14 protein-coding genes are annotated in these 13900 nt (G+C 58.7%); 4 read left to right on the top strand and 10 right to left on the bottom strand.

All coding sequences use genetic code 11. The features are described from left to right. Positions 1–161 precede the first annotated feature (161 nt). Entirely contained in the window at positions 162–1232 is a 1071-nt protein-coding gene (locus KGB23_RS25220) for an AI-2E family transporter (protein ID WP_223433004.1), read from the bottom strand. A gap of 31 nt (positions 1233–1263) precedes the next feature. Then, positions 1264–1503, bottom strand: a complete 240-nt coding sequence (locus tag KGB23_RS25215) for a sulfurtransferase TusA family protein (RefSeq protein WP_020300476.1) — start codon at positions 1501–1503, stop codon at positions 1264–1266. Between the two features lie 98 nt (positions 1504–1601). Between KGB23_RS25215 and KGB23_RS25210 the strand changes: the two genes are divergently transcribed. Then, on the top strand, positions 1602–3035 hold the full coding sequence (locus tag KGB23_RS25210) for a M48 family metalloprotease (RefSeq protein ID WP_223433003.1): 1434 nt from the start codon (positions 1602–1604) through the stop codon (positions 3033–3035). A 75-nt stretch (positions 3036–3110) separates the two neighbouring features. Here the strand turns inward: KGB23_RS25210 and KGB23_RS25205 are convergent, their stop codons facing one another. The 4 genes from KGB23_RS25205 to rpoE all read right to left on the bottom strand — a co-directional run bounded on the left by KGB23_RS25205 (position 3111) and on the right by rpoE (position 6887). Then, positions 3111–4541, bottom strand: a complete 1431-nt coding sequence (locus tag KGB23_RS25205; protein WP_223433002.1) for a DegQ family serine endoprotease — start codon at positions 4539–4541, stop codon at positions 3111–3113. A gap of 181 nt (positions 4542–4722) precedes the next feature. After that, positions 4723–5679 (bottom strand): MucB/RseB C-terminal domain-containing protein, encoded by a 957-nt coding sequence (locus tag KGB23_RS25200; RefSeq protein ID WP_223433001.1) that lies wholly within the window; start codon positions 5677–5679, stop codon positions 4723–4725. An 8-nt stretch (positions 5680–5687) separates the two neighbouring features. Continuing rightward, complete coding sequence (locus KGB23_RS25195) at positions 5688–6275, bottom strand: sigma-E factor negative regulatory protein (RefSeq protein ID WP_033054066.1); 588 nt, start codon at positions 6273–6275, stop codon at positions 5688–5690. Positions 6276–6305: 30 nt separating this feature from the next. After that, on the bottom strand, positions 6306–6887 hold the full coding sequence (rpoE, locus tag KGB23_RS25190; protein WP_007944079.1) for an RNA polymerase sigma factor RpoE: 582 nt from the start codon (positions 6885–6887) through the stop codon (positions 6306–6308). Between the two features lie 559 nt (positions 6888–7446). Here rpoE and nadB point away from each other — a divergent pair. Continuing rightward, positions 7447–9063: an L-aspartate oxidase gene (nadB, locus tag KGB23_RS25185; protein ID WP_150654973.1), complete on the top strand. Its 1617-nt coding sequence runs from the start codon at positions 7447–7449 to the stop codon at positions 9061–9063. Here the strand turns inward: nadB and KGB23_RS25180 are convergent. After that, complete coding sequence (locus tag KGB23_RS25180) at positions 9032–9484, bottom strand: protein YgfX (protein ID WP_223433000.1); 453 nt, start codon at positions 9482–9484, stop codon at positions 9032–9034. The genes nadB and KGB23_RS25180 overlap by 32 nt on opposite strands. Then, a complete protein-coding gene (locus KGB23_RS25175; protein ID WP_007944081.1) occupies positions 9468–9722 on the bottom strand; it encodes a succinate dehydrogenase assembly factor 2 in 255 nt (84 codons plus the stop codon). The genes KGB23_RS25180 and KGB23_RS25175 overlap by 17 nt, the downstream gene beginning before the upstream one ends. A 149-nt stretch (positions 9723–9871) precedes the next feature. Between KGB23_RS25175 and KGB23_RS25170 the strand changes: the two genes are divergently transcribed. Continuing rightward, on the top strand, positions 9872–10813 hold the full coding sequence (locus KGB23_RS25170; RefSeq protein ID WP_223432999.1) for a YgfZ/GcvT domain-containing protein: 942 nt from the start codon (positions 9872–9874) through the stop codon (positions 10811–10813). Positions 10814–10847: 34 nt separating this feature from the next. Further along, a complete protein-coding gene (locus tag KGB23_RS25165) occupies positions 10848–11669 on the top strand; it encodes an HDOD domain-containing protein (RefSeq protein ID WP_150654970.1) in 822 nt (273 codons plus the stop codon). Positions 11670–11795: 126 nt separating this feature from the next. Here the strand turns inward: KGB23_RS25165 and KGB23_RS25160 are convergent, their stop codons facing one another. Both KGB23_RS25160 and KGB23_RS25155 read right to left on the bottom strand, forming a co-directional pair. After that, on the bottom strand, positions 11796–13181 hold the full coding sequence (locus KGB23_RS25160; RefSeq protein ID WP_223432998.1) for a sensor histidine kinase: 1386 nt from the start codon (positions 13179–13181) through the stop codon (positions 11796–11798). Then, positions 13174–13845, bottom strand: coding sequence for a response regulator (locus KGB23_RS25155; RefSeq protein WP_008153060.1), 672 nt, complete (start codon positions 13843–13845; stop codon positions 13174–13176). Before KGB23_RS25155 ends, KGB23_RS25160 begins: the two co-directional genes overlap by 8 nt. Positions 13846–13900: the final 55 nt, after the last annotated feature.

The raw sequence follows: 13900 nt of genomic DNA, 5'->3' as shown, positions 1-13900 counted from the left end.
GGGCTTCATCTCACATTACAACCATCGCCGTTGCCATTCCGCTTCGAACCACCTGCCGCCTGCGCTGTTTGAGCAGCAAGCGGCTTAATGCTCCTACAGAGCGGTTCAAAAAAACTGAACCACTACACCGCAGGCTGCGATCTTTTTGCATTTCCACCGATTTAAAGCAACGGTGCCACCACCGGCTCTTTGCGCGGCCAGGCGTCCAGCACAGCCTTGAACAGGGTCGCCAGCGGAATCGCAAAGAACACACCCCAAAAGCCCCACAATCCTCCAAACAACAACACCGCGCAGATGATCGCCACCGGATGCAGATTGACCGCCTCCGAGAACAACAGCGGCACCAGCACGTTGCCGTCCAGTGTCTGGATGATCCCGTAGACCGCCATCAAATAAATGAACTGATCGCTCCAGCCCCACTGGAACAGCGCAATCAGCATGACCGGCACGGTCACCACCACTGCGCCGACATAAGGCACCACCACCGACACACCCACCAGCAATGCCAGCAGCGCTGCGTAGTTGAGCCCCAGAACCACAAAACCGATGTAGGTCACGCCACCACAAATGAAAATCTCGATGACCTTGCCGCGAATATAGTTGGCGATCTGACGGTTCATCTCATGAGCGACGCGGGTGATCAGCGCCCGCTCACGGGGCAAATAACCACGCACCCACTGGCCAATCATCTCCCGGTCCTTGAGAAAGAAAAACACCAGGATCGGCACCAGCACCAGGTAGATCATGATGTTCACCAGCAGCGGCAGACTCGACAGCGAGAACGTCAGCGCCCACTGACCGAACTTGCCAATCTCGCCCCGCGCCACTTCGATGGCCTGCAGCACCTGCTCATCGGACACCAGATGCGGGTAGCGCTCGGGCAGCAGCAACAACAGCGACTGCCATTTGGCCAGCATGCCGGGTAACTCGTTGAACAGCGTAATCAACTGATGCCAGAGCAACGGCACCACAACCACGATGAACACCAGCAATAGCCCCATGAACAACGCAAAGACCAACCCCACCGCCAACCCGCCCGGCATGCGCAGGCGTTCGAGAGTGACGACCAACCCTTGCATCAGATACGCCAGCACCATCCCGGCCAGCACGGGCGCAAGCATGCCGCCCAGCGTCAGCACGGCGGTAAACGCCAGAAACAGCAGGACCGCCAGCACCACGGCCTCTTCATCGGAGAAGTAGCGCTGAATCCAGTCGCGTAACACTTTGAACATCAATAATCCTTAGAAACGAACGCAGCAGAATTCAGGCTTTTTTCAACCAGTAGCGGTAAACACCCGCTTCATCTTCTTCACGAAGCAGCGTATGACCCGCCAACCGGGCAAAGGTGCGGAAGTCGCGCTGCGAACCCGCATCGGTGGCAATTACCTTCAGCACTGCGCCGCTGGCCAGTCGATTGAGTTCCAGCTTGGCCTTTAGCAACGGCAAGGGGCAATTCAGGCCGCTGGCGTCGAGCTCGGCGTCATGGGCTACAGCGTCGGTCATTGCATCACTCCGGGGGCAGGTGGTCGAGTGGCTAGAATATCTGGTCCGAAGCGTAGTGTCCGGCTACAGTAAGGTCTTTGTCGACTAAGGCTTTGTGCATGACTTTTTTGCGCCCTACCCTGCTGACGCTCGCTTGCCTGCTCGCCTCACCGGGCTTCGCCGACGACCTGCCGTCACTCGGCGACGCCAGTTCTGCCATCGTCTCGCCGCAACAGGAACATCAGTTGGGTCGTGCCTGGCTGGCGCTGTTGCGCAGCCAGGTTTCGCAGCTCAACGATCCACAGCTCAAGGACTACGTCGAATCCAGCGTCTACAGGCTGGTCGAGACCAGCCAGGTCAATGACCGGCGCCTGGAGTTCATCCTGATCAACAGCCCGCAACTCAACGCCTTCGCGGCACCGGGCGGCATTGTCGGGGTTAACGGCGGCTTGTTCCTCAATGCCCAGACCGAAGGCGAATACGCCTCGGTACTTGCTCACGAATTGGCTCACTTGTCGCAGCGCCACTTCGCCCGTGGCGTCGAAGCCCAACAGCGCATGCAGGTGCCGATGATGGCCGCGCTGCTGGCTGGGATCGTGATTGCCGCAGCTGGCGCCGGCGATGCCGGGATCGCGGCTATTGCAGGCACGCAGGCGGCGGCCATTCAGGAACAGCGGCGTTTCTCTCGCCAGAACGAACAGGAAGCTGACCGCATCGGCATCCTCAATCTGGAAAAGGCCGGTTACGACCCGCGCTCGATGCCGACCATGTTCGAGCGATTGGCGCGCCAATACCGCTTTGACGCCAAGCCACCGGAATTTCTGCTGACTCACCCGGTGACCGAGTCGCGGATCGCTGACACCCGCAACCGCGCCGAACAGGCAAAACCCGGCGGCATCGAAGACACGATGCGTTATCAGTTGATTCGTGCACGGGTCCAGTTGATCTATGAAGAAACCCCTGGCCTGGGCGCCAAACGCTTTCGCGCCCAGCTTGATGAAAACCCGAAAAATGATGTCGCTCGCTATGGCCTGGCCATCGCCCAGATCAAGGGCGGCCAGCTGAATGAAGCACGGGAAAACCTCAAATTGCTGCTGGTCAAGTCGCCGAACGAGATCATCTACAACCTGGCGCAGGTGGATCTGGACATTACCAACAATCGTCTACCGGACGCCCAGTCCCGGGTTGACCGGATGTTGACGCAGTACCCCGGAAACTATCCGCTGAACTCGGTGCGTGTTGACCTGCTGCTCAAGCAGAACCGTGCGCCCGACGCGGAAAAAGCGCTGGAGAATCTGCTCAAGAGCCGTCCTGACGATCCGGACGTCTGGTACATGGTGGCCGAGACTCGCGGCCTGTCAGGCAACATCATTGGCCTGCATCAAGCTCGCGCCGAGTATTTCGCCCTGGTCGGGGATTACCGTCAGGCCATTCAGCAACTGGATTTCGCCAAGCGCAAGGCAGGCACCAACTTCCCGCTGTCATCGCGAATCGACGCACGGCAACGTGAGCTGATGGAACAGGAGCGCATGATCAAGGACATGATGGGCTGACGCCTGTCAGAAAAAATTGCAGACATAAAAAAACCGCCTCTTTCGAGGCGGTTTTTTATTCAGCCAACAACCGGATTATTCAGCCAGTTTGAAGGTGATGAAGCTGGCGTGTCCTTGACGCAGAACCCGCATCGACACCGAGCGGTTCTTCGGCAGCGCCTTGGCGATATCCGTGAACTCCTTGGTGGAACCGATTGCCTGATTGTTCAGGTGAGTGATCACATCGCCTGGCTGCAGGCCAATCAGAGAAGCAGGACCGTCCTGGACTTCCTTGATGACGACGCCGCCTTTGAGGTCGTAGGTTTTCTTCTGTTCATCCGTCAGCTCGACCACGGAAACACCCAGCCGGTTGCTGCTGCGCTCGGTGGTGGATTTCGGCAGCGCATCCAACTCTTTGCCTTCTTCCGGGATTGCGCCGACTGTCAACTCGACATTCTTGCGCTTACCTTCACGAATCACTTCCAGATCAGCTTTCGAGCCGGCCTTCAGCGCGCCCACCAGGTGCGGCAGATCAGCGGACATGACGATGGGTTGACCGTTCATGCTCAGGATCACGTCCCCTACTTGCAGGCCACCCTTGGCAGCCGGGCCGTCATCCTGGATCTGAGCCACCAGCGCGCCGGCTGGCTTATCCAGACCGAACGACTCGGCCAGGTCCTTGTTCACTTCCTGAATCACCACACCCAACCAGCCACGGCTGACTTTACCGCCGCTTTTGAGCTGATTGGAAACGTCCATGGCTACGTCGATAGGGATCGCGAACGACACGCCCATGAAGCCGCCGGAACGGGTGTAGATCTGCGAGTTGATGCCCACCACTTCACCGGCCAGGTTGAACAGCGGACCACCGGAGTTACCTGGGTTGATCGGCACGTCGGTCTGGATGAACGGCACATAGTTTTCGTTCGGCAGACTGCGACCGATGGCACTGACGATACCTTGAGTCACGGTATGGTCGAAGCCGAATGGCGAGCCAATCGCCACGACCCACTGGCCAGCTTTCAGATCCTGGGATTTGCCAAGTTTCAGGACCGGCAGATCCTTGCCTTCGATTTTCAACAGCGCCACGTCGGAACGTGGATCGGTGCCGATCAGCTTGGCCTTCAATTCGCTGCGGTCGGCGAGACGAACGAGAATTTCGTCGGCATCGGCGATTACATGGTTGTTGGTCAGGATGTAGCCATCAGGCGAGATGATGAAGCCCGATCCCAGGGATTGGGCTTCGCGTTGACGATCACCGCGTGGCGTACGAGGCTGTGGCGGCATGCCGCGCTCGAAGAACTCGCGCAGCATCGGCGGCAAGTCATCAAGGTTAGGCATCTCCTGGCTCGACACTTTGCGGTCCGGCAGTTTCTGCGTGGTACTGATGTTCACCACCGCGGGCGAGGCCTGCTCGACCAACTGTGTGAAGTCAGGCAACTCGGCCGCCTGAACAGCGACCGCCTGACCAAGCACCAGCACGGTGGCAAAAATAGAGAGATAAGACTTCAAGCGTGGTATCGACATACGGCTCCCGTTACGACGAGCATGGTTAAGCGATATGGAGCAAGGAACACCGGGAACGATACGCCGGTATTTTTGTTCCGGGAACAACAAACAAGGCCAGAGCCGAGGGGCTCTGACCTATAGAAAAATTCGGGAATATTTGCAAGTTGAAATGCTCACCAAACATTTCGATTTCAGCTCACTACTTGGTTGCAGTGGCGTCGCTGCGCATGGATAGCGCAATCCGTTCAGCGGTGCCAATCGGAATCTCACCGACCACGGTCACCATCATCTCGCCTTGCGGGGTAGTCAAGCGTCGGGAAACTGCAACGGTCGGCCCCAACTGGGTGCGAGTATCAGTAATTGTTGCGCCATTCAACGGTTCAAGGAAAACCGAGAAACGAGCCAGACCATCGTCATACATCAGACTGTTGACTTGAGTTTTGGTCTCTGGATCCTTGCGGGAGGTACTGCTGGTCAACTCGAAACCAGGTGGTAACCAGTCCGAACGCCATACTTGGGCTGCCTTGATTGCAGAAGCCTTGTCGCTGTCGAGGGCAATAGTTTTGCAATCGGCGCCAGGCTGCAAGTCGCTGTCGGACGGAACATCGGCGGTATCCAGTTGCGTGAACTGGAATCGCTCCAGCAACTGCCCTTTTTCATTCAGAAGCAATGATTTGAGAGGCAGGCCGGATTCTTTATCCAGATGCAATTCAAAACCGTAGCGGTGTTGATCGCGAGGTGTCAGTGAAACGATTACTGCCGCACGCCCGGCCACACGCGACTTGCCAATAACGGCAAGGTCGTACCAATTCTTTAGCTTTTGTGGATCGAGTGCACGAGCAGAGGAGCTGGGGGAATCTCCAAGCCCTGCTATCAGAATGCCGCTGACGCATTGAGTACGCCCATCAATGCGCACGACTTCCTGTGCCGAGCCGTCGAGCTGGAGTAAACGCTCACGGACCTTGCCATCCTGGACGCGGTGCCAGATGTTGTGGGTAGAAAAACTACCGTTACGCTCGTAGACGAATGTACCGTGAAAGCTTTGCTGTTGCTCGGCTTGGCCCAGACGGGTCAACCAGTCCTGGGCTTCATCAGCATGGGCTGGAACAACAAACCAGCCACCGAGCAGAAGCGTAAGTAGAGGGATGGCGCGCATGATCCTCCTTAACGGTTTTCCAGACTTGCTGCACGAGCGTAAGGCAGAGCGCTCTCAGTACCTTTCAGTGCAGCTTGTTGAGCATGTTGGCGCAAGTAGCCTGGCAGACGCTGATCGTGCCAGCCTGGCTGACCTTGCAATACGCCGTTGGCCATAGGGCCAGTGGCTTCCGAACTCTCATTGTAGCCTGCTAATACAGCTGGACCCTTGACCTGAGGAACGGCCAGACCTGGTTGACTGGATTGTTGAGCCAGTTCGACCCCAGCGATCTCGTCCTGATTATACAGACGAACACCTGCCAGTACGGCGAGGGTTACCGAAGCAGCGACCGCCAGACGACCCAGGCTACGCCATGGACCACGGGAGGCTTTTGCAGGTACAGCTTCGTCAGCCAGCGCAGCAGAGACTGCCGCAGCGATATCCAGACGTGGAAGCAGCAAATCCTTGTGCATAACTGCCCGAGCGATTTGATAACGAGCCCAGGTATCACGGGTTTCAACATCGTCAAAGGCATTCAATACCCGACGCAATTCCAATTCGTCCGCTTCGTTATCCATCACTGCGGACAGCGATTCCTGCAGGGCTTCACGACTCATGGCGTTCCTCTCTTGGCTGTCGCCGCTGTCTCAGTTTTCCTGCAACAACGGCTGCAGGGCTTTATCGATGGCTTCCCGAGCGCGGAAAATCCGGGAGCGCACGGTACCCACCGGACACTGCATGACGGCCGCAATGTCCTCGTAACTCAGACCATCGAATTCACGTAAAGTTAAAGCCGTACGCAAATCTTCTGGCAGTTGCTGAATGGTTCGATGGACGGTGCCTTCGATCTCATCCCGCAGCAATGCACGTTCTGGCGACTCGAGATCCTTGAGGCCATGATCGCCATCGTAGAACTCTGCATCCTCGGAACTGACATCGCTATCCGGCGGCCGACGGCCGCGTGAAACCAGATAGTTTTTCGCCGTGTTGATGGCGATGCGGTAAAGCCACGTATAAAACGCGCTGTCTCCGCGAAAATTTCCAAGTGCACGGTACGCCTTGATAAAGGCTTCCTGCGCCACATCCTGGGCTTCATGGGTGTCGTGCACGAAACGCACGATCAACCCGAGAATTTTGTGCTGGTATTTCAGCACTAGCAGATCGAAAGCTCGCTTGTCGCCGCGCTGAACGCGTTCGACCAGCTGCTGATCCTCTTCCTGGGTTAGCATGAACACTCCTCGATAAGCTCGGAGGAGGCTTGCATAACTAAACAACCAGACTTGCAAACATAGACTCGGGCTTTTCGCAAAAGTTCTCCCCCTCCAAGCAAGTTTCCTGCGGGCTCTGATTTGGCACGCACGAAAAGCGCAGCGCGGGTGAACCCGGCTGCGCGAATAATCTTGTCATCGGATTCGCCGGCAAGGATCAATTCACAGATCCCGCGTTGAAGCCGACACTGTCCCTTGAATCAGGCAACGGTCTATTGATCTTGGGCCTTTGGCAAAAGTTCCAAATATTTATAGCTGCGCAAGACCGACATTGTGCAACCGTGAATAGAAAAAGACTGTTAAATCGTTGATACAGTCGTCTTGTCGCCGAACCGGCCGAAAAACCATCCGACGAAGCGTCAGGTATTTTCCGTCACAGTAGTTTCACAATGCCATGTGTGCTCGGCTATTGTGCCGCTCCCCCCCTCTATATACTAGTGGACTGTGTGGCTGTCTTGACTCGCCGATCCAGGTGTCTTGCGCCAACCCCGACCCGGGTCGCTTTGAGCGGAATCCTGAAATGAGCCAACAGTTTCAACACGATGTTCTGGTCATTGGCAGCGGCGCTGCCGGTTTGAGCCTTGCGCTGACCTTGCCCGGTCATTTGCGCATCGCCGTACTGAGCAAAGGCGACCTCGCCAATGGCTCGACTTTCTGGGCCCAGGGTGGCGTCGCTGCCGTCCTGGATGACACCGACACCGTTGAATCACATGTCGAGGACACCCTCAATGCTGGCGGCGGCCTGTGCCACGAAGACGCCGTGCGCTTTACTGTCGAGCACAGTAAAGAGGCGATTCAATGGCTGATCGACCAAGGCGTGCCTTTCACCCGCGATGAACAGTCCGGCACCGAAGATGGCGGATTCGAGTTCCACCTGACCCGCGAAGGCGGTCACAGTCATCGGCGTATCATCCATGCCGCCGATGCCACGGGCGCAGCGATTTTCAGAACCTTGCTCGACAAGGCCAGGCAACGACCGAACATCGAACTGCTGGAGCAGCGAGTCGCGGTCGACCTGATCACCGAAAAGCGCCTGGGCCTTGAAGGTGATCGCTGCCTCGGCGCCTACGTCCTCAATCGCGGGACCGGTGAAGTCGACACCTACGCCGCTCGCTTTGTGATCCTCGCATCGGGCGGCGCAGCAAAGGTCTATCTCTATACCAGCAACCCCGACGGCGCCTGCGGTGATGGCATTGCCATGGCCTGGCGTTCGGGCTGCCGGGTGGCGAATCTGGAGTTCAACCAGTTCCACCCCACGTGCCTGTATCACCCGCAAGCCAAGAGTTTCCTGATCACCGAAGCCCTGCGCGGCGAAGGCGCACACCTGAAGCTGCCCAACGGCGAACGCTTCATGCAACGCTTCGACCCTCGCGCCGAGCTGGCCCCGCGCGACATCGTCGCCCGGGCCATCGACCATGAAATGAAGCGCCTGGGCGTCGATTGTGTCTATCTGGACATCAGCCACAAGCCGGAAGCGTTCATCAAGACTCACTTCCCGACGGTGTACGAACGCTGCCTCGAATTCTCCATCGACATCACCAAGCAACCGATTCCGGTGGTTCCAGCGGCGCACTACACGTGCGGCGGCGTTATGGTCGATCAGCAGGGTCGCACCGACGTGCCGGGGCTATATGCCATTGGCGAAACCAGCTTCACCGGCCTGCACGGCGCCAACCGCATGGCCAGCAACTCGTTGCTGGAGTGTTTCGTTTACGCGCGTTCGGCGGCGGCGGACATTCTTGAGCAACTGCCGCAAGTTTCGATTCCGATCGCCCTGCCCGTCTGGGATGCGAGCCAGGTCACCGACTCCGATGAGGACGTGATCATTGCGCACAACTGGGACGAACTGCGGCGATTCATGTGGGACTACGTCGGCATTGTGCGCACCAACAAGCGCTTGCAACGGGCACAGCACCGCGTGCGTCTGTTGCTGGACGAAATCGACGAGTTCTACAGCAACTACAAGGTCAGTCGGGATTTGATCGAACTGCGTAACCTGGCCCAAGTGGCCGAGCTGATGATCCAGTCAGCCATGGAACGCAAGGAAAGTCGCGGCCTGCATTACACCCTCGACTATCCGAACATGCTGCCGGTTGCCCTGGACACTATTCTGGTGCCGCCCACCTACGTCGACTGAACGTGAGCCGAACCCGCAGGCGCCGGTGCAGATCGGACGCCTGCGAGTCACGGGGCACACAAACCGCCCTGATCCGCCGTTCACCCCGCAGCCGAAAACGCAGCACAACAAGCAAAGGTAGCGCCAGGCTGTCCGGTCGTAGCTGCACCGATTGCCAACCCTCCTCCTGATTCCACAACTGCCAGCCATCGGCATTGCGACGCAAGCCGCGAAATGCCCTTGGGTGTGTCAGCAGAATCTGTCGCGGTAACGCCCAAGCGCCGTGAGCCAGACAGCAAAAAGCGCCGAGCAGGCAGGCCCAGACCGGAATAGAGAGAAGGCACAGCGAACCCAGCGCGAACAGCTGGGCCAGAAGATACGCCGCCAGCAATTGCCGTGAGGCATGCCAGCGGCATTCGAACGCATTACTTGGGCTGGACACGATCCAGGATCATGCGAACCATGCGCTGAAGCTCCGGATCTTCCGATTCGGCACGTTCCATGAACCAGCCGAACATGTCCTGATCTTCGCATTCGAGCAGCTTGCGGTAGCAATCGCGGTCGACATCATTGAGGTGCGGATAGACCTCTTTCACGAACGGTACCAGCAACACGTCAAGCTCAAGCATGCCGCGGCGGCTGTGCCAGTAGAGGCGATTCAGTTCAACATCTTCGACCATGGAGCGCTCCTCAAATAGGCGGCAAGTATACAGCCCCAGGCAGAGTCGAACACTCGGCTTTGGTCGACCACCAACGATCCTTTGTGAACTACCCATTTCAAGAGCGCCCCCTTATGATGTCCCCCAGACTCTTTACCCTGCGATGACCCATGGCCGATTCTGCTTTTTTCTGCACCCTGTCTCACGAAGGCGTTCTCGCAGTACGCGGCGCGGACGCGAGCAAATTCCTGCAAGGCCAATTGACCTGCAACCTCAATTACCTGAGTGACACCCAGGCCAGCCTCGGCGCCCGCTGCACGCAAAAGGGCCGGATGCAGTCGAGTTTCCGCATCCTGCTGGAAGGCGACGGCGTTCTGATGGCCATGGCCACCGAACTGCTGGAACCGCAACTGGCGGACCTGAAAAAGTACGCGGTATTTTCCAAATCCAAACTGACCGACGAAAGCGCCGCCTGGGTCCGCTTCGGCATGGACCATGGCGATGCGGCACTGATCAGCCTCGGTCTTGAGCTTCCGACCGACACCGACAGCGTCGCGCGCAATGACGGCTTGATCGCCATTCGCGTCTCGCCGGACCGCGCCGAACTCTGGGTCGCCGCCGACCAGGCCGACCTTATCAAGGGCAAGCTGTCCGCCGTATTGGCCGAAGGCGATCTGAATCAATGGCTGTTGGGCCAAATCCGCGCAGGGATCGGTCAGGTCATGCCGAGCACTCGCGAGTTGTTCATCCCGCAGATGCTCAATCTGCAAGCCGTGGGTGGCGTGAGCTTCAAGAAAGGCTGCTACACCGGCCAGGAAATCGTCGCGCGCATGCAGTACCTGGGCAAACTCAAGCGCCGCTTGTATCGCCTGACACTGGATGCCAACGAGTTGCCTGAACCTGGCACACAATTGTTTTCCCCTACCCACGGCAGCTCTATCGGCGAAGTGGTGCTGGCCGCCAACGCAGGGCAAAACATTGAGCTCCTGGCCGTGCTGCAAGCCGAAGCAGCGGAAGGGGGTGATATCCATCTGGGCGCGCTCGAAGGGCCAGCCCTGCACCTGCTCGACCTGCCTTACGAACTGGATCGCGATCGCGAAATCCAGCGTTAACAGCAGCATTTGTCGCAATACCTAGAGAAACGAAATGAGTGAGCTGGCGGAAAAGGTCCAACAGGATTTGGTTGAGGCCATCGATAACGATGACCTGGTTCTGCCAACGTTACCGGAAGTGGCCCTGCAGATTCGCAAGGCCGCTGAAGACCCGGAAATCAGTGTCAGCACCCTGAGCAAAGTGATCGGCCGCGATACCGCGCTGTCGGCGCGTCTGATCAAAGTGGTCAATAGCCCGCTGTTGCGCGCGACCCAGGAAGTCACTGACCTGCACACGGCAATCACTCGATTGGGCATCAACTACAGCAGCAACCTGGCCATCGGTCTGGTCATGGAACAGATTTTCCATGCCCGCTCCGAAGTGGTGGAGCAGAAAATGCGCGATGTCTGGCGCAAAAGCCTGGAAATCGCCGGGATCAGCTATGCATTGTGCCGCAGGTACACGCAACTCAAGCCCGATCAGGCAGCCCTTGGCGGACTGGTGCATCAGATCGGTGTGTTGCCGATCCTGACCTACGCCGAAGATCACTATGAACTGCTGGCTGACCCGGTCAGCCTCAACCATGTGATTGATCACATTCATCCACTGCTCGGCGACAAACTGCTCAGGGTCTGGGAGTTTCCGGAGATGCTGGTACAGGTGCCGGGGCTTTATCTGGACTTCAATCGACACTCCGAGCGGGTCGACTATGTCGATCTGGTGCAGGTGGCCAGCCTGTATTGCCACAAGGACACCGACCATCCCCTCTCGCGTATCGACGTATTCAACGTGCCGGCGTTCAAAAAGCTGGGGATTGATCCGGAGAACGAGGGGATGTGCCGCGATCTGGAAGAGTCGCGGTCGATGTTTTATTAGTCGAGACCGTAGCGCGCCCTTCGCGAGCAAGCCCGCTCCCACGCTTGACCGAGTTCTTCATGGAAAAATGCGATCAAATGTGGGAGCGGGCTTGCTCGCGAAGGGGTCAGTCCAGACACCACAAAACTACCCGGCGATAAAACTCACCCGCACCTTCAACCCGGCCTGTTCGCCATCGTGCAGGCTGATTTGAGCCAGGTGTGCGCGGCAGATCTCGCCAACAATCGCCAATCCCAACCCCGAACCGGCCACCTGCTGGTTGCGCCGATAAAAGCGCTCGAATACCCGATCGCGCTCTTCAAGAGGAATGCCTGGGCCATCGTCCTCGACCTCCAACACGGCCGGTGCCGTGACCCGAAGAATCACGTTGCCACCCGGCGGCGTATGGGCCAGCGCGTTATCCACCAGATTGCTCAACAGTTCGTTCAACAGCGTTGGCTCGCCGCGCAACCACACCGGCTCGTCCGCTTCCAGCGCCAGCGCCACACCGCGCGCGTGGGCGAGCGGCGCCATGGCCATGCCGAGTTCGCGAGCCAGCTGACTGAGATCAAGTAACTGCGCGCCGCCCTCGGCGATGGCCCGGGCACCATTTTCAACCCGTGCCAGCGAGAGCAGTTGATTGGCAAGGTGGGTCAAACGATCCGTGCCTTGGGCAGCGGTTTCCAATGTGCTGCGCCAGGTTTCAGGTTCGGTCGAGCGCAAACCCAGCTCCAGTCGTGCCTTGAGTGCCGCCAGGGGAGTACGCAGCTCATGGGCGGCATCGGCGATGAACTGCGCCTGACGCTCGAACTGCCCGCGCAGGCGCTCGGTGAAGTGATTGAGCGCGCGCACCAGCGGCCATAATTCGTGCTGCACTTCCACCAACGGCAACGGCCGCAGATCGTCCGACTGACGCTCTTCCACCGCAGTGCGCAAGCGTTCCAGCGGACGCAACGCGGCGCTGACCGCAAACCACACCAGCAACAACGCACCCACCGCCAGCATGCCCAGACGCAGCAACGTGTCAGTTGCCAGGCTGCGGGCCATGCTGACCCGCGCTTCATCGGTTTCCGCCACGCGGATTTCCGCCATGCCGTTCATGTTCGGATCACTCACGGGTTTGAGCAGGCTCACCACACGTACGTTCTGCCCCTGGTACTTGGCGTTATAGAAACGCGCCAGTGCCGGATAGTCATCGGTGCGCGGCGTTCCCGGCGGCGGCGGTGGCAGGTTTTCGTAGCCCGAGATCAGCTTCTGATTGATGTCGTTGACCAGGTAAAAAATCCGTCCCGCGCTGTCGTACGCAAAAGTATCGAGGGCCACGTACGGCACATCAGCGCTCAGCGAGCCGTCGCGCTGGGAGACACCGGCGGCGATAGTCCGCGCCGAGGCCAGCAAGGTCCGGTCATAGGCGGTGTCGGCAGCTTCGCGACCGTTCCAGTAAGCGCTCAAACCACTGGCCAGCATCAACACCACCAGCAACAACGCCAGATTCCACAGCAACCGCCAGCGCAGGCTGCTGGGCTTATGCATCGCGGCTTTCCAGCAAGTAGCCGAGACCGCGGAAGGTCACGATGACGACCGGTTGGCCATCGAGCTTCTTGCGCAGGCGATGGACATAGATCTCGATGGCGTCGGGGCTGGCCTCTTCGTCCAGACCGAAGACTTGCGAGGCCAGTTGCTCCTTGCTCATCACCCGACCGGGCCGGGCGATCAGGGCTTCGAGCACGGCCTGCTCGCGGGAGGTCAGGGTCAGCAACTCTTCGCCGAGGGTGAAGCGCCGAGTGTCCAGGTCATAAGCCAGCACACCGCAGCGCTGCAGGCGTTCACCGCCGAGCACACTGCGGCGCAGCAAGGCTTTGACCCGGGCCTCGAGTTCGGTCAGTTCGAAAGGTTTGGCCAGGTAATCGTCAGCGCCAAGGTTCAGGCCGTGGACCCGATCCTTGACGTCGCTGCGGGCGGTCAACATCAACACCGGCAGGTTCTTGCCCCGCGCCCGCAGGCGCGCCAGCACTTCGAAGCCATCCATGCGCGGCAGGCCGACGTCGAGGATCGCCATGGCGTATTCCTCGCTGCTCAACGCCAGGTCGGCCGCCACGCCGTCGTGCAGCACATCCACGGTCAACCCGGTGCTCTTGAGCGCCTGAGCGACACTTTCGGCGAGCTGCAGATGGTCTTCGACGAGCAGAACACGCATGGATCTTTACCTCATTCAGGGATGGTCGACGCCATTCTTTGGCGCGGAGTTTACA

This window comes from Pseudomonas sp. GL-B-26 (assembly GCF_019947405.1).
In the GTDB taxonomy this organism is placed as follows: domain Bacteria; phylum Pseudomonadota; class Gammaproteobacteria; order Pseudomonadales; family Pseudomonadaceae; genus Aquipseudomonas.
Note: the sequence above shows the minus strand (reverse complement) of the source record. Positions and strands in the feature narration are given on the sequence as shown.